This is a genomic window from Streptomyces purpurascens, assembly GCF_045040895.1.
GTDB classification, from domain to species: Bacteria; Actinomycetota; Actinomycetes; order Streptomycetales; family Streptomycetaceae; genus Streptomyces; species Streptomyces purpurascens.
Genome location: NZ_CP108341.1, coordinates 6,041,918 through 6,065,210, shown reverse-complemented (window position 1 = coordinate 6,065,210; position 23,293 = coordinate 6,041,918). Strand labels below are relative to the sequence as shown.

General features: G+C 68.8%; 24 protein-coding genes. 10 read left to right on the top strand and 14 right to left on the bottom strand.

Going from position 1 to position 23,293, the window contains the following annotated elements; translation table 11 throughout:
* Nucleotides 1-207: 207 nt before the first annotated feature.
* From OHU35_RS27800 to OHU35_RS27780, 5 genes are all read left to right on the top strand, one after another.
* Nucleotides 208-1,143, top strand: a complete 936-nt coding sequence (locus OHU35_RS27800; protein ID WP_189723004.1) for an SPFH domain-containing protein — start codon at nucleotides 208-210, stop codon at nucleotides 1,141-1,143.
* Nucleotides 1,140-1,400 carry a hypothetical protein gene (locus tag OHU35_RS27795; protein WP_189723003.1) on the top strand — a complete coding sequence of 87 codons (261 nt, stop codon included), beginning with the start codon at nucleotides 1,140-1,142 and terminating at the stop codon, nucleotides 1,398-1,400. Before OHU35_RS27800 ends, OHU35_RS27795 begins: the two co-directional genes overlap by 4 nt.
* 143 nt (nucleotides 1,401-1,543) lie before the next feature.
* Nucleotides 1,544-2,068 (top strand): PadR family transcriptional regulator, encoded by a 525-nt coding sequence (locus OHU35_RS27790; RefSeq protein ID WP_189723002.1) that lies wholly within the window; start codon nucleotides 1,544-1,546, stop codon nucleotides 2,066-2,068.
* Nucleotides 2,065-2,754: an ABC transporter ATP-binding protein gene (locus OHU35_RS27785; RefSeq protein ID WP_189723001.1), complete on the top strand. Its 690-nt coding sequence runs from the start codon at nucleotides 2,065-2,067 to the stop codon at nucleotides 2,752-2,754. Before OHU35_RS27790 ends, OHU35_RS27785 begins: the two co-directional genes overlap by 4 nt.
* Nucleotides 2,751-5,093 carry an ABC transporter permease gene (locus OHU35_RS27780; RefSeq protein WP_189723000.1) on the top strand — a complete coding sequence of 781 codons (2,343 nt, stop codon included), beginning with the start codon at nucleotides 2,751-2,753 and terminating at the stop codon, nucleotides 5,091-5,093. The genes OHU35_RS27785 and OHU35_RS27780 overlap by 4 nt, the downstream gene beginning before the upstream one ends.
* A 33-nt stretch (nucleotides 5,094-5,126) precedes the next feature.
* Here OHU35_RS27780 and OHU35_RS27775 read toward each other — a convergent pair whose 3' ends face one another.
* The gene (locus OHU35_RS27775) at nucleotides 5,127-6,077 is read right to left on the bottom strand and encodes a LysR substrate-binding domain-containing protein (RefSeq protein ID WP_189722999.1); all 951 of its coding nucleotides are present in this window, start codon (nucleotides 6,075-6,077) and stop codon (nucleotides 5,127-5,129) included.
* 133 nt (nucleotides 6,078-6,210) lie between these two features.
* Here OHU35_RS27775 and OHU35_RS27770 point away from each other — a divergent pair, with 133 nt between their 5' ends.
* Both OHU35_RS27770 and OHU35_RS27765 read left to right on the top strand, forming a co-directional pair.
* On the top strand, nucleotides 6,211-6,765 hold the full coding sequence (locus OHU35_RS27770; protein WP_189722998.1) for a peroxiredoxin: 555 nt from the start codon (nucleotides 6,211-6,213) through the stop codon (nucleotides 6,763-6,765).
* Between the two features lie 6 nt (nucleotides 6,766-6,771).
* Nucleotides 6,772-7,305, top strand: coding sequence for an alkyl hydroperoxide reductase (locus OHU35_RS27765; RefSeq protein ID WP_189722997.1), 534 nt, complete (start codon nucleotides 6,772-6,774; stop codon nucleotides 7,303-7,305).
* A 78-nt stretch (nucleotides 7,306-7,383) separates the two neighbouring features.
* Here the strand turns inward: OHU35_RS27765 and OHU35_RS27760 are convergent, their stop codons facing one another.
* The 4 genes from OHU35_RS27760 to OHU35_RS27745 all read right to left on the bottom strand — a co-directional run bounded on the left by OHU35_RS27760 (nucleotide 7,384) and on the right by OHU35_RS27745 (nucleotide 12,376).
* Nucleotides 7,384-8,694 (bottom strand): AI-2E family transporter, encoded by a 1,311-nt coding sequence (locus tag OHU35_RS27760; protein WP_189722996.1) that lies wholly within the window; start codon nucleotides 8,692-8,694, stop codon nucleotides 7,384-7,386.
* Between the two features lie 85 nt (nucleotides 8,695-8,779).
* A complete protein-coding gene (locus OHU35_RS27755) occupies nucleotides 8,780-9,487 on the bottom strand; it encodes a transglycosylase SLT domain-containing protein (RefSeq protein ID WP_189722995.1) in 708 nt (235 codons plus the stop codon).
* A gap of 401 nt (nucleotides 9,488-9,888) precedes the next feature.
* Nucleotides 9,889-11,214 carry a PhoH family protein gene (locus OHU35_RS27750; RefSeq protein ID WP_189722994.1) on the bottom strand — a complete coding sequence of 442 codons (1,326 nt, stop codon included), beginning with the start codon at nucleotides 11,212-11,214 and terminating at the stop codon, nucleotides 9,889-9,891.
* Between the two features lie 388 nt (nucleotides 11,215-11,602).
* Nucleotides 11,603-12,376 carry an isoprenyl transferase gene (locus tag OHU35_RS27745; protein WP_189722993.1) on the bottom strand — a complete coding sequence of 258 codons (774 nt, stop codon included), beginning with the start codon at nucleotides 12,374-12,376 and terminating at the stop codon, nucleotides 11,603-11,605.
* 756 nt (nucleotides 12,377-13,132) lie between these two features.
* On the opposite strand from OHU35_RS27745, the gene OHU35_RS27740 reads away from it, so the two are divergent.
* Nucleotides 13,133-14,284, top strand: coding sequence for a winged helix DNA-binding domain-containing protein (locus tag OHU35_RS27740; RefSeq protein ID WP_189722992.1), 1,152 nt, complete (start codon nucleotides 13,133-13,135; stop codon nucleotides 14,282-14,284).
* On the opposite strand, the gene OHU35_RS27735 is transcribed toward OHU35_RS27740, so the two are convergent.
* Genes OHU35_RS27735 through OHU35_RS27725 form a run of 3 tightly spaced genes read right to left on the bottom strand, consistent with a single transcriptional unit; the run spans nucleotide 14,285 to nucleotide 16,519 of the window.
* The gene (locus tag OHU35_RS27735) at nucleotides 14,285-15,103 is read right to left on the bottom strand and encodes a class I SAM-dependent methyltransferase (RefSeq protein WP_189722991.1); all 819 of its coding nucleotides are present in this window, start codon (nucleotides 15,101-15,103) and stop codon (nucleotides 14,285-14,287) included.
* Between the two features lie 20 nt (nucleotides 15,104-15,123).
* Nucleotides 15,124-15,585, bottom strand: a complete 462-nt coding sequence (locus OHU35_RS27730; RefSeq protein WP_189722990.1) for a GNAT family N-acetyltransferase — start codon at nucleotides 15,583-15,585, stop codon at nucleotides 15,124-15,126.
* A gap of 55 nt (nucleotides 15,586-15,640) precedes the next feature.
* Nucleotides 15,641-16,519 (bottom strand): LLM class flavin-dependent oxidoreductase, encoded by an 879-nt coding sequence (locus OHU35_RS27725; protein WP_189722989.1) that lies wholly within the window; start codon nucleotides 16,517-16,519, stop codon nucleotides 15,641-15,643.
* A gap of 298 nt (nucleotides 16,520-16,817) precedes the next feature.
* On the opposite strand from OHU35_RS27725, the gene OHU35_RS27720 reads away from it, so the two are divergent.
* The gene (locus tag OHU35_RS27720; protein WP_189722988.1) at nucleotides 16,818-17,102 is read left to right on the top strand and encodes a hypothetical protein; all 285 of its coding nucleotides are present in this window, start codon (nucleotides 16,818-16,820) and stop codon (nucleotides 17,100-17,102) included.
* A gap of 532 nt (nucleotides 17,103-17,634) precedes the next feature.
* Here the strand turns inward: OHU35_RS27720 and OHU35_RS27715 are convergent.
* The 5 genes from OHU35_RS27715 to OHU35_RS27695 form a co-directional block, all read right to left on the bottom strand.
* Nucleotides 17,635-18,246 (bottom strand): hypothetical protein, encoded by a 612-nt coding sequence (locus OHU35_RS27715; protein WP_189722987.1) that lies wholly within the window; start codon nucleotides 18,244-18,246, stop codon nucleotides 17,635-17,637.
* Nucleotides 18,247-18,366: 120 nt separating this feature from the next.
* A complete protein-coding gene (locus OHU35_RS27710; protein ID WP_189722986.1) occupies nucleotides 18,367-19,728 on the bottom strand; it encodes a putative T7SS-secreted protein in 1,362 nt (453 codons plus the stop codon).
* Nucleotides 19,725-20,045 (bottom strand): hypothetical protein, encoded by a 321-nt coding sequence (locus tag OHU35_RS27705; protein ID WP_189722985.1) that lies wholly within the window; start codon nucleotides 20,043-20,045, stop codon nucleotides 19,725-19,727. The genes OHU35_RS27710 and OHU35_RS27705 overlap by 4 nt, the downstream gene beginning before the upstream one ends.
* A 127-nt stretch (nucleotides 20,046-20,172) precedes the next feature.
* A complete protein-coding gene (locus OHU35_RS27700) occupies nucleotides 20,173-21,126 on the bottom strand; it encodes a hypothetical protein (RefSeq protein ID WP_189722984.1) in 954 nt (317 codons plus the stop codon).
* A gap of 71 nt (nucleotides 21,127-21,197) precedes the next feature.
* Nucleotides 21,198-21,857: a hypothetical protein gene (locus OHU35_RS27695; RefSeq protein WP_189722983.1), complete on the bottom strand. Its 660-nt coding sequence runs from the start codon at nucleotides 21,855-21,857 to the stop codon at nucleotides 21,198-21,200.
* A gap of 332 nt (nucleotides 21,858-22,189) precedes the next feature.
* Between OHU35_RS27695 and OHU35_RS27690 the strand changes: the two genes are divergently transcribed.
* Complete coding sequence (locus OHU35_RS27690; RefSeq protein WP_189722982.1) at nucleotides 22,190-22,567, top strand: DUF192 domain-containing protein; 378 nt, start codon at nucleotides 22,190-22,192, stop codon at nucleotides 22,565-22,567.
* A 16-nt stretch (nucleotides 22,568-22,583) separates the two neighbouring features.
* Here OHU35_RS27690 and OHU35_RS27685 read toward each other — a convergent pair whose 3' ends face one another.
* On the bottom strand, nucleotides 22,584-23,291 hold the full coding sequence (locus tag OHU35_RS27685) for a hypothetical protein (protein ID WP_189722981.1): 708 nt from the start codon (nucleotides 23,289-23,291) through the stop codon (nucleotides 22,584-22,586).
* Between the last annotated feature and the right edge of the window lie 2 nt (nucleotides 23,292-23,293).

The following is a 23,293-nucleotide window of genomic DNA, read 5'->3' as shown; positions in this document are numbered from 1 at the left end:
CGCTCAGGTCAGCTCAGAAAGCTAACACCGGGAGATAAGAGATAGGGCTGCCGATCCGGCCCTTTGCGGACGTGACAATCAGCACCCATCCCAACGGAACCGACGTTCGAGACACCCGAAGGGTTGCCAGGACGCGATAAAGTGATATCACTTAGATAGACGGACGCTATGCAGGATGGCTCCGCTGAAGGAACGGGGGATTCACCCATGTCCACACACGACGCGCAGGTCACCGCCGACGTACCCGAGATGCCGGCCCCACGCGTACGGGAGTTCACCGCGCACAGCATCGGCGGCGGGCTCGCCCTGCTCCTCGGCCTGCTCGGACTGCTGGCCGGCGCCGGGCTGATCGCGGCCGCCACGGCGGTGGACGGGACCGGCGCGAAGGCCGGCCTGATCATCGGCGGCATCCTGGTCGCGCTCGCGGCGTTCCTCGCCATGTGCGGGCTGAACATGGTGGCGCCCGGCGAGGCCCGAGTCGTCCAGCTCTTCGGCCGCTACCGGGGGACGATCCGGGAGGACGGCCTGCGCTGGGTGAACCCGCTCACCTCGCGCACCAAGATCTCGACGCGGGTCCGCAACCACGAGACCGCCGTCCTGAAGGTCAACGACGCCTACGGCAACCCGATCGAGCTCGCCGCGGTCGTGGTGTGGCGGGTCGAGGACACCGCCCAGGCCACCTTCGAGGTGGACGACTACATCGAGTTCGTCTCCACCCAGACCGAGGCCGCCGTGCGGCACATCGCCATCGAGTACCCCTACGACGCGCACGAGGAGGACGGCCTCTCGCTGCGCGGCAACGCCGAGGAGATCACCGAGAAGCTCGCCGTCGAACTGCACGCGCGCGTGGAGGCGGCCGGCGTGCAGATCATCGAGTCGCGCTTCACGCACCTCGCGTACGCCCCCGAGATCGCCTCGGCGATGCTCCAGCGCCAGCAGGCCGGCGCGGTCGTCGCGGCCCGGCGGCAGATCGTGGACGGAGCGGTGGGCATGGTCGAGGCCGCGATCGCCCGGATCACCGAGCGGGACATCGTGGAGCTGGACTCCGAGCGGAAGGCGGCCATGGTCTCCAACCTCATGGTGGTGCTGTGCGGGGACCGCGCCGCGCAGCCGGTCCTCAACACCGGGTCCCTCTACCAGTGACCGTCCCTCCCGAGGGTCCGGGCCCTCAGCGCCGGCCGCAGCAGCAGCGCAAGCAGGTGCTGCTGCGGCTGGACCCGGCGGTGCACGAGGCGCTGGCGCGGTGGGCCGGGGACGAGCTGCGGTCGGCCAACGCCCAGATCGAGTTCCTGCTTCGGAAGGCGCTGGCCGACGCCGGGCGCCTGCCGCGGGAGACAGGGCCCATCCCCCGGCGTGGGCGGCCGCCCGGGGGATCGAACCCCGAACCCCCGTCGGCCTGAACGGCCTCGTCCTCAAGCACCGGACGGGCTGGGCGTTGCAGGACTGTGACAACCAGGCCCGACCTGCGCACTCGTGCTGCCCGCCACGTTCTACACACCCGGCGTATACATGCGACGTATACACGGTGTGTAGTGTGCTCGGCATGTCCATCGGTCACACTCTTCTGGGACTCCTGGAGTCCGGCCCGCGGCACGGTTACGACCTGAAGCGGGCCTTCGACGAGAAGTTCGGTCACGACCGGCCGCTCCACTACGGCCAGGTCTACTCGACGATGTCCCGCCTGCTGAAGAACGGGCTCGTCGAGGTCGACGGCATCGAGGCGGGCGGCGGGCCCGAGCGCAAGCGGTACGCGATCACCGAGGCCGGCATCACCGACGTCGAGCGCTGGCTCGCGACGCCGGAGAAGCCGGAGCCGTACCTCCAGTCGACCCTCTACACCAAGGTCGTCCTCGCGCTGCTCACCCACCGCGACGCCGCCGACATCCTCGACACCCAGCGCTCCGAGCACCTGCGCAGCATGCGGATCCTCACCGAGCGCAAGCGCAAGGGCGACCTGGCCGACCAGCTCATCTGCGACCACGCCCTGTTCCACCTGGAGGCCGACCTGCGCTGGCTGGAACTGACCGCGGCGCGTCTGGACAAGCTCCGTGAGGCGGTGGCCCGATGACCATTCCCCCTGGTTCGCTGCTCGCCGCCCGGGACCTGCGCAAGGTGTACGGCCCGACCACCGCGCTCGACGGCGCCGAGTTCTCCATCCATCCGGGCGAGGTCGTCGCCGTGATGGGCCCGTCCGGCTCGGGCAAGTCGACACTGCTGCACTGCCTCGCCGGGATCGTCATGCCCGACTCGGGCTCGATCACGTACCACGAGCGGGAGGTGACCGGGATGAGCGACGCCGAGCGCAGTGCGCTCCGGCGCTCCGAGTTCGGGTTCGTCTTCCAGTTCGGCCAGCTCGTGCCGGAACTCACCTGTGTGGAGAACGTCGCGCTCCCGCTGCGTCTGAACGGGTCGTCCCGCAAGGAGGCCGAGCGGACCGCGCTGGCGTGGATGGAGCGTCTCGAGGTCGACGAGCTGTGCAAGAAGCGGCCCGGCGAGGTGTCCGGCGGTCAGGGGCAGCGCGTCGCCGTCGCCCGCTCGCTGGTGACGAATCCGCGCGTGATCTTCGCCGACGAGCCGACCGGCGCGCTCGACTCGCTCAACGGCGAGCGCGTGATGGAACTGCTCACCGAGGCCGCCCGGTCCACCAACGCGGCCGTGGTGCTCGTCACGCACGAGGCGCGGGTCGCCGCCTACTCCGACCGCGAGATCGTCGTACGGGACGGGAAGTCCCGGGACATGGAGCGCGTCGTATGAGCGCACGGCAGTGGGGCCGGGACCTGGCGATGGGAACCCGGTACGCCTTCGCCGGCGGACGCGAGGGATGGACCCGGGCGCTGCTCACGGCCGTCGGCGTCGGGCTCGGCGTGGCGCTGCTGCTGCTCACCACCGCCATCCCGAACGCGCTGGCGGAGCGGGACCGGCGCGAGGAGGCGCGCAGCGACCACACCTTCAGCCAGCAGAAGATACCGAAGGCCGACAACACCCTGGTCGTCCTGGACGCGGACACCACATTCCGGGACCTTGACGTCCGCGGGCGTCTGATGGAGCCGGAGGGCCCGAAGGCCCCGCTGCCGCCGGGCGTTTCGGAGTTTCCCGCGGCGGGCGAGATGATCGTCTCCCCCGCGCTGAAGGAGCTGCTCGCCTCCGGCGAGGGGAAACTGCTGCGCGAGCGCCTCGACTACCGGATCACGGGCACCATCGGCGAGCAGGGGCTCGTCGGCTCCCAGGAACTCGCCTACTTCGCGGGCGGCAAGGGCCTCTGGGACCGGCTCGAGGGCACCGCCAGCGGGGCCCGGATCGACAGCTTCGGCAACGACGATCTGGGGTCGTCCGACCCCTGGGACCCGGTGCTGCTCCTGCTGGTCCTGGTCGTCTTCGTGGTGCTGCTGATGCCGGTCGCCGTGTTCATCGCCGCGGCCGTGCGGTTCGGCGGTGAGCGGCGCGACCGCAGGCTGGCGGCGCTGCGGCTGGTCGGCTCCGACAGCCGGATGACGCGGCGGATCGCCGCCGGCGAGGCGCTGGCCGGATCCCTGCTGGGACTCGTCCTCGGCACCGGGTTCTTCCTGCTCGGGCGACAGCTGGCGGCCACCCTCGAGGTGTTCCGCATCAGCGTGTTCCCCAGCTATCTGAACCCCTCTCCCCTGCTGGCCGCGCTGGTCGCGGTGGCGGTGCCGACGGCCGCCGTGCTGGTGACCCTCTTCGCCCTGCGCGGGGTGGTCATCGAGCCGCTCGGCGTGGTGCGCACGGCCAAGCCGGCGCGCCGCCGGCTGTGGTGGCGGCTGCTGCTGCCGGTGGGCGGGCTCGCGATGCTCCTGCCCATGATCGGGCAGGGCAACGACGACGGGAACTTCAACCAGTACCTCGTGGTCGGCGGAGTCGTGCTCCTGCTCGTCGGCGTCACGGCCCTGCTGCCCTGGATCGTGGAGACGGTCGTCGCCCGGCTCGGCTCCGGCGGGGTCGCCTGGCAACTGGCCGTGCGCAGGCTGCAGTTGAGCAGCGGCACGGCGGCCCGCATGGTCAACGGCATCGCGGTGGCCGTGGCGGGCGCGATCGCCCTGCAGATGCTGTTCGCCGGAGTGGAGGGCAGCTACACCAAGGCCTCGCGGTACGACGTCTACCGGGCTCAGATGGAGGTGAACGTGCCGGAGGGCACCGAACCCGCCACGGCGGCCGGAGAGTTCCGCGACACCAAGGGGGTGCGGAAGGTCACCGCGCTGAACGAGGGCTATCTCGCCGGTCAGCGTGGCGACGACGGGGACGCCTACGTCCAGATCACCGTCGCCGACTGCGCCTCGCTGCGGGAGGTGGCCACACTGCCGTCCTGCCGCGACGGTGACGTCTTCGCCGTCGCGGGCGGGGAGTACGACACCGACACGGCCAAGCTGGCCAAACCCGGCCGGACACTGTGGGCCGACCCGGTGGACACCACCGAGTCCGGCGACCGCTGGACCTCCTGGACCGTGCCGCAGGGCATCAAGCCGGTCCAGTCCCGCGAAGACCCCACCGGCACCAAGCGCGGCGGCATCCTGTTCACGCCCCGCGCGCTTCCCGAGAACCTCGGATCGTTCGCCTCGGCGCAGCTCTACCTGAGTCTCGACAGCTCCGTGCCGGACGCGCAGGAGTACGTGCGCAACACGGCCGCGCGTCTCGACCCGGTCTCCCAGCCCATGACCTGGCAGAGCATCGAGAGCAACGAGCGCTACGCCACCATCCGCACCGGCCTGTCCGTCGGCGCCGCGTGTGTGCTGGCGCTGATCGGGGCGAGCCTGCTGGTCTCGCAGCTGGAGCAGCTGCGCGAACGCCGCAAGCTGCTGTCGTCGCTGGTCGCCTTCGGCACCCGGCGCCGCACCCTCAGCCTGTCGGTGCTGTGGCAGACGGCGATCCCGATCGGTCTCGGCCTGCTGCTGGCCACGACGGTGGGCATGGCCCTGGGCGCGGTCCTGCTGCGGATGACGGACACGTCCGTCCGGGTGGACTGGCCGAGCGTGCTGTCGATGACGGGCATCGGAGCCGGGGTCGTACTGGTGGTGACCCTGCTGAGCCTGCCGCCGCTGTGGAAGCTGATGCGGCCGGACGGTCTGCGGACCGAGTAGGTCCGCGTACGGGCCGCTGTCCGTACGGGCCGGTCAGGTGTCCTGGCCGACGACCCGTACGGACAGCGGCCGCAGTGCCTGCCGCAGGGCCGCCGCCAGTTCCTCGTACTCGGCGCCGCGCGCCGCCCCCGCCCGCATCGCCAGGGCGATACGGCGGGTGGGGGCCGGGTCGGCGAAGTACCCGGTGAGGAGCTGGTCGCTGCGGGAGGTCTCGACCGTGAGGGCGGTGCGCGGCAGCAGCGTGACACCCAGCCCGCCGGCCACGAGCTGCACCAGCGTGGACAGCCCGGCGGCGGTCGTCGTGACCGGCACGTCGTCGCGGCCGGCCTCCCGGCAGATGTCGAGGGCCTGGTCGCGCAGGCAGTGCCCCTCGTCCAGCAGCAGCAGGTTCAGCTCGCGCAGCGCCTCCCGCGGAATGCCCTCGCGCCCGCCGAGCCAGTGGTCGAGCGGGGTGACGAGCACGAAGTCCTCGTCGAAGAGCGGCAGTTCGCTCACGCCCGGGACGCCGAGCGGCACCGCGAGCAGCAGCAGGTCGAGCCGCCCGCTGGTGAGACCGTCGAGCAGGCTGGTGGTCTGCTCCTCGTGCACCTGGAGATCGAGGTGCGGATACCGTTCGTGGACGAGCCTGAGGACCGTGGGCAGCAGATAGGGCGCCACCGTCGGAATCACCCCGAGCCGCAGCACCCCGGTGAACGGGGCCCGCACCGCCTCGGCCTCCTCCAGCAGAGCGCCCACTTCGCCCAGGACCGCCTTGGCCCGTACGGCGATCCGCTCGCCCTCGGGTGAGAGCAGCACCTTGCGCGTCGTACGCTCCAGGAGCGTCACTCCGAGTGTCTCCTCCAGCGCCGAGACGGCACCCGAGAGGGCGGGCTGGCTCATCCCGATCGCCCCGGCGGCGTCCCGGAAGTGCAGATGCTCGGCCACGGCCGCGAAGGCACGCAGCTGGGCGAGGCTGGGCTGCCTGCGCTTATTACCCACAGTCACTAATAACTACCTCCGATCAACCCGACCGAGTGTAGCTATTTCCGTAATCAATCGAGGCTGTGCCAACATCAACACAGTCCAACCCATGGGAAACACCCGCAATCCGGGTGTTTCTTCGCTGCAAGGAGAGTGTGTGCTCACCGTCGGTGACAAGTTCCCCGAGTTCGACCTGACCGCCTGTGTCTCGCTGGAGAAGGGCGCGGAGTTCGAGCAGATCAACCACAAGACCTACGAGGGTCAGTGGAAGGTCGTCTTCGCCTGGCCCAAGGACTTCACCTTCGTGTGCCCGACCGAGATCGCCGCCTTCGGCAAGCTGAACGAGGAGTTCGCCGACCGCGACGCGCAGGTCCTCGGCTTCTCCGGTGACTCCGAGTTCGTCCACCACGCCTGGCGCAAGGACCACGACGACCTGCGTGACCTGCCGTTCCCGATGATGGCGGACTCCAAGCACGAGCTCATGCGGGACCTCGGCATCGAGGGCGAGGACGGCTTCGCCAAGCGCGCGGTGTTCATCGTGGACCAGAACAACGAGATCCAGTTCTCGATGGTGACCGCGGGTTCGGTCGGCCGTAACCCGAAGGAGGTCCTGCGGGTCCTCGACGCCCTGCAGACCGACGAGCTGTGCCCCTGCAACTGGAGCAAGGGCGACGAGACGCTCGACCCCGTCGCGCTGCTGTCCGGGGAGTGATCTGAGATGTCCCTCGACAACCTGAAGTCCGCGATACCGGACTACGCCAAGGACCTGAAGCTCAACCTGGGCTCGGTCATCGGCAACTCCGACCTGCCGGCCCAGCAGCTGTGGGGCACGGTGCTGGCCACGGCCATCGCCTCGCGCTCCCCGATCGTGCTGCGCGAGCTGGAGCCTGAGGCGAAGGCGAACCTGTCGCCGGAGGCCTACACGGCGGCGAAGGCCGCGGCCGCGGTGATGGCGATGAACAACGTCTTCTACCGCACGCGCCACCTGCTCTCGGACCACGAGTACGGCACCCTGCGCGCGGGCCTGCGGATGAACGTCATCGGCAACCCGGGCGTCGACAAGGTCGACTTCGAGCTCTGGTCCTTCGCGGTCTCCGCGATCAACGGCTGCGGCATGTGCCTCGACTCCCACGAGCAGGTCCTGCGCAAGGCCGGAATCGACCGCGACGTGATCCAGGAGTCCTTCAAGATCGCGTCCGTGATCCAGGCGGTCGGCGTGACGCTGGACGCCGAGGCGGTCCTGACGGAGTAACTCCCGGCCGCAGGCGATGAACTGCAGGGCCCCGTCCCCTGGGCATGGTGGACGGGGCCCTGTCGCATGTCCTCGGGGCTACTCCGACGGCGGGTCCGGCGCAGGCGGCTCGGCACTCACCGCCGTGGCGCCCCGCGGCCGTACCGAATGCCGTAGCGCCGACTCCCGTGAATACGACCGCAGATAGCCGGCCACCGTGTTCGTCACCGCGACCAGCGGCACGGCGACCACCGCACCGCCGATCCCGGCCACCATCCCCCCGCACGCGACGGACAGCACCACCGCCAGCGGATGCACCCGCACCGCCCGCCCCAGGATGAACGGCTGCAGGATGTGGCCCTCGATCTGCTGCACCGCGAGCACCACCGCCAGCGTCATGACGGCCGTGAACACCCCCTGGGTGACCAGCGCGACCACCACGGCCAGCGCCCCGGACACCACGGCGCCCACCAGCGGGATGAACGCGAACAGGAAGATGAACACCGCCAGCGGCACGGCCATCGGCACATCGAGGAAGTAGATCCCCAGGCCGATGAAGATCGCGTCGATCAGCGCGACGATCACCGTGCCCCGCACATACGCCGTCAGCGTCCGCCACGCCGCCGGCCCGGCCCCGGCCATTCCCGGCCGCGCCGCCGCCGGAACCAGCTTCAGCGTCCACTCCCAGATCCGCTTGCCGTCGTAGAGCAGGAACAGGGTGGAGAAGACCGCCAGCAGGATGCCGGTCAGCGCCTCGACGACGACCGTCACACCCTCCAGGCCCGCCGAGGTGATCTGGTCGGTGTTCGCGCCGACCGCCTCACGCAGGTTCTTGGCGATCTCGTTGATCTGCTTGTCCGTGACGTGGAAGGGGCTGTTCAGCAGCCAGTTCCGCAACTCGTCGATGCCGTCCTGGATCTGGCCCGAGAGGTCGTCGATGTTCTCCATGACCTGCCAGGTCACGAACCAGCCGATCAGGCCCATGATGACGAAGCCCAGGATCGCGGTCAGCGCGGTGGCCGGCCCACGCGGCACTCCGAGCCGCCGCAACCTGCCCACGGTCGGCTGGAGCAGCGCGGTGATCAGCAACGCGCTCACGAACGCCAGCACCACCAACTGGACGGCGCTGATGACCCGCATCAGCACCCACAGGGTGCCCGCGAGGATGAGCAGCCGCCAGGCGGCCTCCGCCGCGACCCGCACCCCCCACGGCACGGCCAGCGCGGGATCGGACCGGGCGGGAACGTCGGGCGCGTAGTCCGGGGGCGGTGGCACGTGCTCGTCGGCCCCGACCCGGGACTCGGCTTCGCCGCGCTCCCGTTCGGCCTCGGCGCGGCGCTCGTTCCACTGCTCGCTCATCTCGGTCAGTCCGGCGCCGAGCCGGCCGAGCCACCCTGGCACTCGCGACATGATCCGACCGTACATGGCGCGAGCCCCACACCGTACGACGGTGTGGGGCTCGCGCGAAGGACGAAGCGGCCGAAGGCCGGGGGGCTCAGTACCAGTTGTTGGCCTGCCAGAACGACCAGGCGTCACACGGGCTGCCGTAGCGGTCGTTCATGTAGCCGAGGCCCCACTTGATCTGGGTGGCCGGGTTGGTCCGCCAGTCGGCGCCGACGGACGACATCTTGGAACCGGGCAGAGCCTGGAACATGCCGTAGGCCCCGGAGGAGGGGTTGACGGCCTTGTAGTTCCAGTCGGACTCGTGGTCCACGATGTTGCTGAAGCACTGGAACTGACCGGAGGGCACGATCTGCCGTGCCATCGCCTGGATCTGCGCGATCGAGTAGGAGCTCGCGACGGGGATGTCGGAGATGTCCTTGGAACGGCTGGCGGCCTCCTTGGCCTCCGTGCGCTCCTTGGCTTCCTTCGCCGCCTTCTCGGCGGCCTCCTTCTTCGCGATCGCCGTGTCGGCGGCGGCCTTGCGGGCAGCCTCCTCGGCGTCCTTCTTCGCGCTCACATCGGCGGCGATGGCCTGTACGTCGGCCTGCTGCGTCAGCGACGCGGTCTGCACCTGGGCCTGCTGACCCGAGGGGATGTCCGCGAGCAACGTGGTGCCGTTTGCCGTCGCTTCGGCGTCGTTGTTCTGCGCGGTGCTGCCCGAGGCAACGCCGACGACGCTTCCGACAGCGGTGACCGCCGTAGCCGAAGCCACTGCGAATCCCCGGACCGAGATCCGGCTCACACGGTTTCCTTCCAGCATCGCCCGCTTCGGTGACCCTCGCGGACGCAATCGTGCCCCCTGACACTGGCCTCCCCAACTACGGGTCACGGGAGGCACGGGCCCGGTGGGCAACTCCCTCGGGAGGGAGTGCCGCGTGGTGCGCGGGCGGCATACGACATCGCTATGCAGTTGATGCTGTTGCTTTGTGGTGCCGTACCGCTGGGGGTACAGGTGTGTCGTATGCGGGGCCTGACAGGAGTGAGACTCTGCCGTAACACGACGGGGCAAGGCAATTCTGTGCTGGGTGTGAAAGCTCACATCCCGTTTGGCCCAGGAGATTCACGGAAACTGTCACGCGCGAAGACGCCGCCCGGCTAGGCTCTTCGCCTTTTCGGACGGCGCCAACTACTGCGTAACCACCACCGCTTGGGGCGGGACGGTCAGATCTGCCCGTCTTCGAGCATTTCGGTCACAAGGGCAGCGATCTGGGACCTCTCGGACCGGTTCAGGGTCACGTGCGCGAAGAGGGGATGCCCCTTCAGCTTCTCGACGACGGCGACGACACCGTCGTACCGGCCGACCCTGAGGTTGTCCCGCTGGGCCACGTCATGGGTGAGAACCACCCGTGAATTGGCCCCGATCCGGGACAGAACGGTAAGAAGCACATTCCTTTCCAGTGACTGCGCCTCGTCCACGATCACGAACGCGTCGTGCAGCGAGCGGCCGCGGATATGGGTGAGCGGCAGGACCTCCAGCATCCCGCGCGCGGTGACCTCCTCGATGACCTCCCGGCTGGTGACCGCCGACAGCGTGTCGAAGACGGCCTGCGCCCACGGGCTCATCTTCTCCGCCTCGGAGCCGGGCAGATAGCCGAGCTCCTGCCCGCCCACCGCGTACAGCGGACGGAAGACCATCACCTTCTGGTGCTGACGGCGCTCCAGCACCGCCTCCAGGCCCGCGCACAGCGCCAGCGCCGACTTTCCGGTGCCGGCCCGGCCGCCCATGGAGACGATCCCGACGTCCGGATCGAGCAGCAGATCGAGCGCGATGCGCTGCTCGGCGCTGCGGCCCTTGATGCCGAACGCCTCCCGATCCCCGCGTACGACACGGATGTTGCCCTCGGGCGTGACCCGGCCGAGGGCCTTGCCGCGCTCCGACTGGATGGTCAGGCCCGTGTGCACCGGGAGTTCGGCGGCCTCGGGGACGTAGACGTGCCCCTCCTCGAAGAGGATGTCCACCTGCTCGCCGGGCAGGGTCAGTTCGGACATTCCGGTCCAGCCGGAGGAGTCCGTGATGGCGAGTTCGGCGCGGTACTCCTCGGCGAGGAGACCCACGGACGACGCCTTGATCCTGAGCGGGAGGTCCTTGGACACGACGGTGACGTCGAACCCCTCGGCCTGCAGATTGCGGGCGACCGCGAGGATGCGGGAGTCGTTGTCCCCCAGGCGGTAGCCGCTGGGCAGCACGCTGGGGTCCGAGTGGTTGAGCTCGACACGGACGGTCCCGCCGAGGTCCCCGGTCGGAATCGGGGAATCCAGACGGCCATGGCGAATCCGGTAGTCGTCGAGCAGACGCAGGGCCTGCCGGGCGAAGTAGCCGAGTTCGGGATGGTGCCTCTTGGCCTCCAGTTCCGTCACCACGACGATGGGGAGCACGACCTCGTGCTCGTCGAAGCGGCTCAGGGCGTTGGGGTCGGCCAGCAGAACGCTGGTGTCGAGGACATAGGTGCGCCGGTCTGGCTTGTGGCGCTTTGTGCTGGTCACCACGGAAGGACGTACCCCCTCGGATGAGGTCGGGGAGCGACGGAGTGGAGCTGGACCGGTCGTCGGCCGCCCTGCGCGGGCCGAGAACCGGCCCTCCGCCTCTTCGTCCGTGCTGTGACCGCACGATCGGGCTGGTGCAAAGGGCCTCCCGGGCGGACGGCCCCGTGCCGTCCGCTGAGATCCGACACCCGTGGTTCGGGCGTCGACCTGACAGGCTTATGCCCTCGAACGAGCTTCGCCATGCCACGGCATATGACGGCGAGCCGGTGAACTCCGTGTTACGTGCGTCTTCGGAGGGGTACCGGGAAGGGTTGCGACGTGCGGTGACCGCGGTGCCCGGGCATCCGCCGGGCCGCGTACGGTCTCCCGCGAAAGTTCAGCTTTGTACGGCTCAGCCGCCGAAACGCCGGTGGCGGGCGGCGTAGTCGCGCATGGCGCGGAGGAAGTCGACCTTGCGGAAGGCCGGCCAGAAGACGTCGCAGAAGTAGTACTCGGAGTGCGCCGTCTGCCAGAGCATGAATCCGGACAGCCGCTGCTCACCGCTGGTGCGGATCACCAGGTCGGGGTCGGGCTGGTCGCTCGTGTAGAGGTGACGCCCGATCATGTCGGTGTCGACGGCCTCGGCGAGCTCCTCCATCGAGGTGCCCTTCTCCTGGGCGTCGAGCAGCATGGAGCGCACGGCGTAGGCGATCTCCTGGCGGCCGCCGTAGCCGATGGCGACGTTGACCAGTATCCCGTCGACGTGCGCGGTGGTCTCCTCGGCTTCCTTCAGGACCGTCTGCATCCCGGAGGGCAGCAGGTCGGGAGTGCCCACGTGGTGAACACGCCAGCGGCCGTCGGCGGCCAGGGTGCGCACGACGTCCTCGATGATGCCGAGCAGCGGGCCGAGCTCGTCCTGCGGCCGGTCGAAGTTGTCCGTGGACAGCAGCCAGAGGGTCACGACCTCGACGTCGGTCTCACTGCACCAGCCGAGGAACTCCTCGATCTTTCCGGCACCGGCCCGGTGTCCGTCGACCGTGCTGGAACCGGCGGCCTTCGCCCAGCGCCGGTTGCCGTCCATGATGACGCCGATGTGCTTGGGCACCTGAGCGTGGTCCAGGTGACCTTCCACCCGGCGTGCGTACAGCCTGACCAGCAGGCCACGCAGCTTGTCGCGCAGGTTCACGTGATTGTCAGCCCCTCCGTAAGGATCGGACAGGCCGCGATGTGCGGCCCGGTCGTGGCCGCAGGCGGTCCCTGCCCGTGCGGCAGTCCCCGGAGGCGAAGCCTACCCCTGCCGCGTCCGCGGGCCGTCCATGGGTGCGGAACGAAGAATTCCGGCCGGTGTTCCGGCCCGCCCCGCACAGAAAAAAATCGGGCCGGTCCGTGGGGGGGAGACGGACCGGCCCGAGGGGGGGTTTCCACCATAACCCTTCGTAAGTGATGCTGCGTGCATTGGCGTGCCACAACTACTCTCCGGAGCCATCCGGCAACGGGGCGATGCCCGCGGAAGCCCTCGCTCATGGCTTGTTCTTGACTGAAACACGGCCGATACGCAGCGAAATCGGGCACCCCCGGGCAGGGTCCGGGGGATTTGACGCACCTTGGGGCCTGCTCGGCGACTTGTCCCCGGCGTCCCTCCGACGGGTGACCCGGCTGCGAACGCCGGCTTGACCCCGGCGCGGCCTCGTCGCCGCCTCAACAGGGAGGCCCTGGCACCGCGCAGCCCCCTCCACTGCGCGGTACCGCCCGCGCAGCTTTGCTGACGCGAATTACCTTGGTCTGAACTTACGCGAGCGGCGGCACCGAAGGCGAGCCGCGAGCGATAACGATGTGAAAAACCTCGGCGGAAGTTGCGCAAGTGGAGTGAGTGGAAGGAGTGACTCACCAACGGCGGCTCAATAGGACAGCTTCTGTCCTCATTCGCACCTAACGTCGCTCCATGACGACGACCGCGAGGATCACATGGGACGCCGCGAGCGCACGGCGGGCGGAACGGCAGTTCCTGGCCGGGCCGGCCGGGAGCGGCACACCGGTCGCCGAGGTGGTCGGCGCGATGGCGGGCGCGCACGCGCAGGTGCTGTCCGCGGCCGAGGTCTCGGTCGGGGTGCGGACGGCCCAGCTGACGCGGGCGGACGTACGGACGGCACTCTGGGACGAACGGTCCCTGGTCAAGACGTACGGTCCGCGCGGCACGGTACATCTGCTCCCCGCGCGTGAACTCCCCCTCTGGTCCGCCGCCCTGACGGCGGTTCCGACCGGACCGAGCCCGTTCCCGCCCGACGTACGGCTCACCGAGGAGCAGGCCGGACAGATCGTGACGGCGATCGGCGACGCGCTCGACGGCAGGTGTCTGACCCTCGACGAGCTGACCGAGGAGATCGTCGCCCGTACGGGCCCGTGGGCCGGTGACCGGGTGATGCCGGCGTTCCAGGACCTGTGGCCGCGCTGGCGGCAGGTGATGCACCGGGCGGGCTGGGCGGGCACGCTGTGCTTCGGCCCGAACCGCGGTCGCAAGGCGACTTACACGCGCCCGCCGCGCACGGAGTCCGTGGCCGATGCGCTGGGCACCTTCGTACGCCGCTATCTGCACGCCTACGGACCGGCCACCCCTCAGCACTTCGCGAAGTGGCTGGCGGCACCACCCGGCTGGGCCACCTCCCTGTTCGGCGAGCTGGCCGCCGCGGGCGGTATCGAGCAGGTCGACTTCGAGGGGACACCGGCGTGGGTGGCGGCGGGTGACACCGATTTCCCGGACGGGCCCGCACGGGGTGTGCGGCTGCTCCCCTACTTCGACGCGTACGTCATCGCCGGGCAGCCCCGCGAGCGGCTGTTCCCCGGGGAGGCGTACCGGCGCGCCCTCGCGGGCGGCCAGGCGGGCAACTATCCGGTGCTGCTCGTCGACGGTGTGGCGGCGGGGGTGTGGCACCAGCGGCGCCGGGGCCGTCGTACGACCGTCACGGTCGAGCCGCTCGGCCGGCTGACGGCACGGCAGGAACGGGAGCTGGGCGAGCAGGCGGAGCGGGTGGGCGAGGTGCTGGAGGCGACGGCCGAGTTGGTGGTGGGGAGGGTGACGGTGGGGCCGCACGCGTGATCAGGGGTCGCGGGGAGAGGGTGAGTCCGGCTTGCGGGCGTCGAAGAGGTGGCGGGTGCTGTGGGCGACGAAGGGTCCCTCGGCCCGGATCCGCTCGTGCAGCGCGCGGAGCTGCGGCTCGTACGCCTCGACGGTGAAGCCGGGAACCATCCAGACGACCTTGCGCAGGAAGTGCACGACCGCGGCGATGTCGTGGAACTCCATCCGCAGCCGCTCTGCCCGCAGATCGACGACGTCGAGCCCGGCGGCCTCGGCGCCGGCACGCTCACGGTCGGGGCCGCGTCCGCCGCGCACGTCGTCCGGCTGGGGCCCGAGGAAGTGCTCGACGAGTTCGAAGACGCTGGCCGGCCCGACGTGCTGGGCGAAATAGGTCCCTCCGGGCTGGAGGACCCGGGCGATCTCGTCCCAGTGCGGGCGGACGGGATGCCGGCTCACGACCAGGTCGAAGGCAGCGTCGGCGAAGGGCAGCGGGGCGTCCTCGGGCGCGGCGACGACCGCGACTCCGCGCGGCCGGAGCAGGGCGGTCGCCTTGGCGACGTTGGGCGGCCAGCCTTCGGTGGCGACGGCGAGCCGGGGCGGGGAGGGCGTCGTACGAGCAAGGGCGAAGTCGAGGACTTCCCCGCCCCCGGTCTGGATGTCGAGCACGGCACTCGCCCGCCCCAGCCGTCCGGCCATCGACGTCGCATAGCCCCAGGACGGCCGCGCCTCGGTGGCCCGCCCCTCGAACCAGGAGAAGTCCCATCCCTCCGTGGGGACGGAGGCCCCTTCGGCGACGAGGTCCTCGAAGGTGCGGTGCGGTTTCGGATGCTCCGGCGCCACTCTCCCTCTCCTTCTCCCGGTCACGAGAGGACGAGCACGACATGCTCGTCCTCTCCGTGCTGGACGACACCGTCACGTCGGAAGCCGTGCTTCTCCAGGAGACGAACGGAGCCGGTGTTCCCGCTGAAGGGGTCGGCGTACAGCGGCCGGTTCTGTTCCCGCTCCAGGAAGAGGGCCAGGGCCCGGCTGCCGATGCCGCGTCCCCAGTACGGGCGTCCGAGCCAGTACCCGAGGAAGCGGCGGTCGCCGTCCCACCAGGCGACGACGTTGCCGGCGACGTCTCCGTCCACGGTCACGGTCTGCACGAAAACGGTGTCGTCCCCGAGGACCCTGGCCTTCCAGTGCCGTATGAACGCGTCGCGCGGCCGGGGCGTGAACCTCGAACGCCGGACGGCTTCCGGATCATGCTCGTACGCCAGGAAGAACTCCAGATCGGCTTCCGCAACAGCTCGCAGCCGCACGTCCACGTCGTCATCGCTCATGCCCGGAGTGTCGCAGCCGCCACTGACAACGGCCCTGAAGGGAACCGTTCGGCCCTCAGGGAACGAGCGGACGCACTTCCTCGGCGACGAACCGCACGAACCCCTCCGGGTCGGGCTCGTCCCCGGTCGGTTGCAGCACCACGGTGTCGGCCCCGGCCTCGGCCAGCCGCTCGACGGCCTTGGCGACGGCACCGGCGTCCCCGGCGACCCCGAGATCCGGAACGGACTCGAGCCCCTCGTCGGCCAGCTCGGCACGGAGCCGGCCGGCGGCGCCGGCCCCGGTCGCGGTCAGCAGATACACGACGACCGGGTGCGGCCCGGCCCCTCGCCCGGCAGTCTCCCGCCCTGCGTCGATGAGCTGCCGCGCCTTGCGCACGCCCTCGGCGTTGGTGGCGGCGGTGAGGATCGTCCCGTCGGCGGCCTCCCCGGTGAGCCGCAGCGACCGCGGCCCGGTGGCCCCGGCGAGCACGCCACCTCCCGTGTGTTCCGGCGGCCAGTCGAGGGCGACGTCGTCGAGCCTGACGTACCGCCCCTCGGTGGTCACCCGCTCCCCGCCCAGCAAGGCCCGAAGCGCGACGAGATGCTCCCGCAACAACGTCACCGGCGACTCGACCCGCGCCCCCACCTGCCCCATCCAGTCCTGCACACCATGCCCCACACCGACGATCACCCGGCCCGGGAACATCCGGTGCAGCGAGGCGACCTCCATGGCCGTGACGGCGACGTTCCGCAAGGGCACGGGCAACAGTCCGACGCCGATCCGTACGTTCCCGGTCCAGGCGAGGGCAGCGGCGGCGGTGGAGATGCCGCCTTCTCGGAAGCAGTCTTCCCAGAGCCAGAGTTGGTCCAGGCCTGTCTCATCGGCAGTACGGGCGACGGATCGAAGCCGCTCGGGGGCTAGTTGGGGGCGGAAGACGGCGCCGAGTGTGGTCATGAGGGCTTCCTATCCGGGGCAGAGCGGCTCTACAACTCCATTTGGGCTTGCACAGCCCCGATGGGCCCTGTGTACCTGGTCAATCTAAAGGGGCGGCGGGCGCCCCCTGGTTCGGACAGGACGGCTCCCACGCCCGGAGGCCCGCCCCAACGCGGGGCCGCGTTCCCGCAAGCGCCAGCCGCGAGTGGTGTGTGCAACAACCTCACACCGCACAAGGTGGTACGAGTATGTTCACCTGCGCTGCAGGCGCAGAGCTGTCACGGCTGCCCAGATGTTGAGCGGCAGAAGGATCGGCAGGATGACGACCAAACGGCGGTGGATCACACGACGCGTGGGCGGGTGGCTGACGGCGGGCTGCGACGCACAGGGAAGTGGCGGAATCGGCGTGCTCACCGGCGCTCCCTCATCGGTCCGTATTCCGTCCATCTGCACTGGACGCGAATGGATCCTCGAAGCTGATCAGACCCGCGATCTGTTGGAGAACCGCTCGGTAGTGCTCGCGGTGGCCTACGGCCGTCGCGCTGAGCGTGAGCACTGCCAGGCGCCTGCCGTCGGGGTGCGGAATGTGGGCGTGGACCTGTAGCAATGGCTGCTGCGGTAGTCCGGACTCGGGTGTGGGGTTGCGTACGGTCTCGCTGAACGTGGCCGGTCCACTGGGGAGTTCCACATACTCAATATGTGTGTGGCCTTCGGCCGTGGCGACGGCTCTGGCAGCAGTGACTGTTCTCGGGGCCCAGGCGGTCTCCACCCAGGTGATGGTGAACAAGGAGAGGAGTGGCCCCCCGTCGCCGTCCCCCGTGTCATCGCGGTGAAGCCCGAGGGAGCAGTGGACCGTGCCTGTCTCGTGCATGACCTGGAACATCCGTTGGGCGGTGCCGAGTCTTGCCAGGACGGCCTCGCGGGTTGCCTCGTCGGGCGCCGAGGTAAGAACAGGGCCCAAGGCTTGGTGGAGACCGTCCGCCGCGGCAGTTATCGGCGATGCGAGCAGGGATTCGAGCGACAGGGGCGTAAACCCAGCGGGAGTGGCATACCAAACACCCTCCCCTGGTGCGGTGGCACTCGGGTGGAGAACGAAGTTCGGTGTCGATGTCGTCATGGCTCGTATGTGCGGGTCTCTACGCTTGGCTCTGCGCGAGGTCGTCGACGTAGAGGGCACCGGAGCGGCCTGCGCGCTGGACATCAGCAGGCGAGGCACCCCAGGTCTCGGCGGCGTAGCGCCGGTCGAACACCGCGCGCTGATAGAGCAAATGGAGCCGCTTTGGCGCCCGGCCTCCCCTACCCGCCGCAGCGACTACTCCGAGGAAACGTGGATCGCCCGCGAACCAGAGCGGTTCAATCTGTGCCTTGCGATGAGGCTTGGTACGCGGCCCGTCCAGACGCTTCAGCCACCAGTACGACCGCTGGTGCTTGATGAACACCAGCGGGATCTTCTCCTCAGGGGCGGCAGGGTTGCGAAACTCGAACCACATTCCGTCGTCTCGGGCCTCGGGGTGCTTGCCGAGGCCGCTGGGCATTTCTTCCAGCAGCTGCCAGGGATACTCACGCAGAACTCGCCGCATGCGCAAGGCTGCCGGGAAGTAGGTCAGCTGATTGAAGAATCGGTAGAACCCGTACAGGAAATAGGGCATGAAGATCCACACAACCCAGTTCGGCGTATATGTGGAGATTCCGATCAGGGCGATCCAGCCTCCGGGCCAGCCGAGGAGACCGACGACGTTCATGAGCATGTGCCTTATCCAGGAACTACGGGTGGGCGCATGACTCCAGGCCATGGGGTGAGTGGTGGGATGCACAGGATGTTGCCTTCTCGTCCGATTCAAGGAGGATTGATACGAACAGTTCACGATCTACCGGAAAACACGGCGGGCCAGATCTACGGTTTCCGCCACGTCGACAGGCCCCAGGAAGGCGCCGTCGACCGATGTGCCGATCACCTCACCTGTGTCGCTCTCCAATGAGTCGTGCATCTTCGTGGCCAGGCCATAGGACGCAGTGGCCATGCCGGCCCACGGCGCGGTCTTCTCACCGACTTCGACCGTCCTGGTCAGTTGCGGTGCCTTCCCCACCACCCAGTCCGTGAACGGGTTCTTCACGTCGGCGAACTCTTTGGCAGCCGCCATGGTCTTACCGCCGGCACCGGCAAGCCGTTGGCCGAGCGTGAGCACTTCGCCTGCCTCGCCGACCCCTCGGAGCAGGCTGGGTGCGCCCTTCGCGACAGCCCCCACCCCGGGCAGGGCGCCCAGCCCGTCCGCCGCGACTCCGACCGCGTTGCTCCAGAAGTCGGCGTCCAACTCTCCGTGACGCACACCGTCCCACAGGGATGCTCGCACCTCCGGATCCGACAGCCGCTTGGCCATGGCTTCTGCGCTCAGCGTCGCGCCGACGAGGAGAAGCACCACTGCCGCCGTCCCGCCTGTGGCCACGAACAGGGCGGCGATCCCGATCGCAGCAGCTGTCCAACTGAGGACGTCTGCGAGGTTCTCGTCAAGCCAGTCGAGGGCTTCGTCGAGCCAGCCCGGTTCACGCGGCGCCAACTTCTTCGTCGCGTCCCGGATCTTGCCCGCTCGGTAGCGAGCCTTCTCCTCGTGTTCCTCGGCCAGCCTCTTGGCTTTGCTCATGGTCTTATCGAGTTCGGCCTGCGCCTCGTCGATGGCAGAGTTCACGTGGGTCGGGTTGTCCCGCGCATCGTTGTGGCGAGCGTCGTTGTGGCGAGCTCCCTTACCGCTCTGATCGTCCTTTGCCTTCTCCGCCCGCCCTTTCGCCGCGTCCAGATCCGCCTGGGCATCCTTCGCGTCGCTTTCCAGCCGCTTGGCACGGCGCTGGAAGTCGTCCAGCTCGCCTTCCCAGCGGTCAAGCTGCCTGGCTGCTTTGCGGATGGAGTGCGCTGCGTTCTTCAGGTTCAGCGGAAGGGGCCCGCCATCCAGCTCCTCACGGAAGGCAACAGCGGCGTCGCCCTTCCAATGGCTGCCGTCCATCAGCTTGGTGACGAGGTCGTGCGTTTCCTCCAGGACCTTGGCGCAACTGGCAAGCTTCCCGTAGAGGTCACGAACCGTGTCGGTGCTGCCCGGCGCCGGATTGAACCCGAGGTGCGGATAGTCGGGGTTGGCGATGCGTGGAGCCGACTTGAGGCCCTGAGGCTTGTCGATGTCCGCAAGCGTCTGGGGATCGCGGGCGGCACCTCGCTGTTCGATGCCAGGGGTATAGGTCACTTTGACCCACCGGAACCCTTGCTGTCCCGAGCCTTCCTCAAGGCCTCGTCCAGCGCCTTGTCCACTTCGAGGTAGCTGTCCTTGCTCTTTCCGATGATCTTGGCAAGGTTCTCGGTCTGCTCCCCGATCTGCTCGGTGCCGTACTTCCAGCTCTCCTGAAAGTCCTCACACGCGGAGTCGAGGTCGTCGGTGCCCAGCCCCGTGACGGTGGCTCCACCGAGCGCCTTGCGTAACCCCTTCAAGGAGTTGCCTGACTTGGTGAGCAACTTCATGAAGTGCCCGAGCTCGTCGTCGTCGACGGCCAGCCGCTCTGCCATGCAGCCGCTTCCCTTCCGCGCTCCGTTGCGCTCTCACGAGGAAGGGACTCTATTCATTCGGTTGCAGGTCTGGCGGGGCGATCACCCTCACGAGTGGTCGCCCCGCCAGTACGATCTAACGCTCGGCTCAGCGGTTGACGGCCTGGATCTCCTGTACGACGACGTCCTGTGTGGCTCCGAACGTGCCGTCGGGGAGGTTGCCGCCTGCGCCGCCGCTGCCGGTCCAGTCGATTTTCCAGGTGACGGTGGCCTGGAGCGGGTACGTGCCGTTGCCCGAGGAGCGGAGGTACCTCACTCCGCAGGGTGGGGTCCGGTCGGCCTTGCCCTTGGCGTAGGGCTCGCCGATGCGGCCGTTGTTGATGTCGCAGACGCCGGAGGCCGGGTAGGTCACCGCGTCCTTGGTGCCCGGTTCGATCCTGAGCGACTGCGGTACGGCGGTCGCGGTCGCCGTGATGCCGATGACCGGTACGGACGCGGTGACGGAGACCGGCTTGAAGTCGGCGGCGTCCAGCCAGGACCAGGTCGGCAGGTTGACCTTGGTCGCGGCGGCGGGTGCCAGGGTGACCTTGGTGCTGGGGACGCGGATCTCCGCATAGGCGAGGTCGGCGAGGATCTTCGGGGTGACGGCGTTCTCGACGTTGGCGGGCGGGGGGTCGCCCTGGTCCACCCAGAAGGCGGGCTTCTTGCAGGAGTCCCACCCCGGGGGGAAGTCCTCGTCGACGTACGAGTCCCAGAAGTAGCCCTTGCCGGTCTTGTCCTTGTTGAAGTCCTTGTAGGGGTGGCCGTTGACGTAGTGGTCGCGCTGTTCGGCGTCCCACTCGTACCCCGTCGAACCGGCCTCCCAGACCGGCTCCAGGGTCTTCTGCAGTTGCTCCGGGGTGTACTTGGGGGCGTACCAGCAGGGCGGTGGCGTCCAGGAGGTGGACGACGTCAGGGCGCCGGCGGAGTTGCCCGTGGCGTTCTTGGAGCGGTCGAAGACGACGCCGCCCACGGTTACGGAGACGGTGCCGTCTTTGCCGGCGTTGGCCTCCTGGTTGGCGCCCTGTGTGTCGCCACCCAGGGTGTCGTCAGCGCGCGCCATGCCGGGAAGTGCGAGAAGGGACCAGCACGTGCCGGCTATGACCACCGTAGATAGCCGCTTCAACGGACGTCTCATGGCTGGCACTTGGGACTCCCACTCTGCGAAACCATCTTCTGGACCGCCCAGACGCCCTTGTCGTTCTTCTTGAGCGACGTGTGGTAGATGACGTAGCTCTTGGCGGTTACCTCAGTCTTCTTGACCTTGTCTGTCTTGAGGTACTTCACATACGCCTTGCCCTGGTCCTCGCAGTAGCTGAGGGACGCCGTACCGTCTTTGTCGACCGCAACTTCGGGGGCGTAGAAGCGGTAGACGCCGGTGATGGACGCCTTGTGGTCGACATAGTTCTGGATGAACTTCTGCGTGGAGGCAGCCGCCTCGCCCTCGTAGTAATGGAGGTACGCCTTGTCGAGCGCGTCCTGATTGACGATCGCCAAGTCCACAGCCTTGATGGACTGCTCGCCGTCCGCCAGGATCGCGTCCTTGTCCTTGTCCCCTGTCTTGGGCCAGTCGAAGGTGTAGGACAGGTCGGACGGCAGGTCGATCTTCGGTCGTTCAGCGGAGGACGCGTCGGAGGCGGTCGGGGAAGCCGCCGTTTCGCTTCCCGTGTCGGCTCCCGCGATCTTGTCGTTGTCCTTGTTCTTGGAGCTGTCATCGCTCCCGCACGCGGACAGCGTCAGGGCCGCAGCGGCGGTCAGCGTGAGCGCTGCGAGGAAGGTGGGGCGGCGGTTCACGGTCGGCTCCCGGTAAGAGGCGAGGCTTCTCTTGAGCGAACCAAAGCTATACAGCGGGGTGGAGCCGCACCAGGGTGAAGGTTGTCAACTGGCGGGGTGTATGGGGAGAAAGCGGCGATTCGCCGACCGGTATCAGCCGTAACGGTTGCATAACGCGGTGATTTGTCGGCCCATTGGGGTGCTGTGCGGGGCGTTTCAGTCACGAACCAGCAAAGGGCCCAGCAAAGGCCTTGGGCCCGTGGACCTATGTGGGGCCTACTCCCCTGCGGATACGTTCGGGTTCGGACAGCAGGTCGTAGGCGACAGGGTGGCACGGTCGGAGGTGGGCCCGTATGAAGCGGCGCTGGCGGGACGGGCGTGGGGAGTTGGTCGTGCACGGGGGTGATGGGGGGTCGTCCGTCCGTGTTCCGTTGGAGATCGCCGCCTCGTACCGGGCCCGTACGAAAGGGCTGTTGGGGCGGGATTCCATCGAGGGGGCGATTCTGCTCTCCCCCGCCAATAGCGTGCACACCTTTCGTATGCGCATGCCGATCGATGTCGCCTATCTCGATCGACACCTTCGTGTCATCGCCGTGCGCACCATGCGGCCGGGGCGGCTGGGGATGCCTCGGCTGCGGGCACGGCATGTGGTGGAGGCGGAGGCGGGAGTGATGAGTGGGTGGGGGGTGCGGGAGGGTGCCGGGGTGGAGGTCGTCGTGAGTGGGGGTTAGGCGTCCTGTTCTCGATTCAGAGGCTCGTTCCTTCGTTTCCCAAGTCGAAGAGCGTGCTCTGTGCCGCTTCCGCGTTCTCCCAACTCGCCGGGCCGCCCGGCTTCACCGACAGGCGCTCAAGTGCCGCCCTGGCCTCTGGGCTGCCCATCGCGCCCAGCAGCTCGATGGCCGGGTCGGCGCCGATGTCCTCGGTTACGCATCGCTCGGCCAGGCCCACCGCCCAGTCGGCGAAGCGGCCCGGATCAGGGTCGAGAGCCAGCCAGCGGAATGCCGAGTCGGCGATGTCGTCCCGCAGCGAGGGAATCATGGCCAGCATCGCCGCTTCGGCATGCCGCACGACATGCAGTGGCAGCGAATACAGGTGCGGTCGGTCCCGCCATGCGTGGACCAGGTCGTCTACGCCGGACCACGTCACCTGGCTCGTGCGGGGCATGCTCTTCGCGACGGCCTGATGGAACTCCTCCCACACCTGCCACAACAGGCCGGGCGACGGCGGCTGGGGCACGTTCGGAACCAGTTCCGGGTCTTCCAGGAGTACGGTCACCACTCGCCGGGCTTCCGCCAGGCGCTCGTCGGTACGGGGCAGTTCCGCGATCCAAGGCCAGTCGCACTCGTCCCAGGGCTGCGGCAAGGACCGCAGGGCGCGGGGCAGGACATAGTCACCCTCCGGATCACGCCACCGCGCGACCTGCGGATCCCACGTCTCCTCGGCAGTCGGCTCCATGA

Coding starts and splice junctions, on each gene's coding strand:
- OHU35_RS27800 (WP_189723004.1), top strand. CDS start 208: ATGTCCACACACGACGCGCAGGTCACCGCCGACGTACCCGAGATGCCG.
- OHU35_RS27790 (WP_189723002.1), top strand. CDS start 1,544: ATGTCCATCGGTCACACTCTTCTGGGACTCCTGGAGTCCGGCCCGCGG.
- OHU35_RS27785 (WP_189723001.1), top strand. CDS start 2,065: ATGACCATTCCCCCTGGTTCGCTGCTCGCCGCCCGGGACCTGCGCAAG.
- OHU35_RS27780 (WP_189723000.1), top strand. CDS start 2,751: ATGAGCGCACGGCAGTGGGGCCGGGACCTGGCGATGGGAACCCGGTAC.
- OHU35_RS27765 (WP_189722997.1), top strand. CDS start 6,772: ATGTCCCTCGACAACCTGAAGTCCGCGATACCGGACTACGCCAAGGAC.
- OHU35_RS27760 (WP_189722996.1), bottom strand. CDS start 8,694: ATGTCGCGAGTGCCAGGGTGGCTCGGCCGGCTCGGCGCCGGACTGACC.
- OHU35_RS27755 (WP_189722995.1), bottom strand. CDS start 9,487: ATGCTGGAAGGAAACCGTGTGAGCCGGATCTCGGTCCGGGGATTCGCA.
- OHU35_RS27740 (WP_189722992.1), top strand. CDS start 13,133: ATGACGACGACCGCGAGGATCACATGGGACGCCGCGAGCGCACGGCGG.
- OHU35_RS27730 (WP_189722990.1), bottom strand. CDS start 15,585: ATGAGCGATGACGACGTGGACGTGCGGCTGCGAGCTGTTGCGGAAGCC.
- OHU35_RS27725 (WP_189722989.1), bottom strand. CDS start 16,519: ATGACCACACTCGGCGCCGTCTTCCGCCCCCAACTAGCCCCCGAGCGG.
- OHU35_RS27720 (WP_189722988.1), top strand. CDS start 16,818: ATGACGACCAAACGGCGGTGGATCACACGACGCGTGGGCGGGTGGCTG.
- OHU35_RS27715 (WP_189722987.1), bottom strand. CDS start 18,246: ATGCTCATGAACGTCGTCGGTCTCCTCGGCTGGCCCGGAGGCTGGATC.
- OHU35_RS27705 (WP_189722985.1), bottom strand. CDS start 20,045: ATGGCAGAGCGGCTGGCCGTCGACGACGACGAGCTCGGGCACTTCATG.
- OHU35_RS27700 (WP_189722984.1), bottom strand. CDS start 21,126: ATGGCGCGCGCTGACGACACCCTGGGTGGCGACACACAGGGCGCCAAC.
- OHU35_RS27690 (WP_189722982.1), top strand. CDS start 22,190: ATGAAGCGGCGCTGGCGGGACGGGCGTGGGGAGTTGGTCGTGCACGGG.
- OHU35_RS27685 (WP_189722981.1), bottom strand. CDS start 23,291: ATGGAGCCGACTGCCGAGGAGACGTGGGATCCGCAGGTCGCGCGGTGG.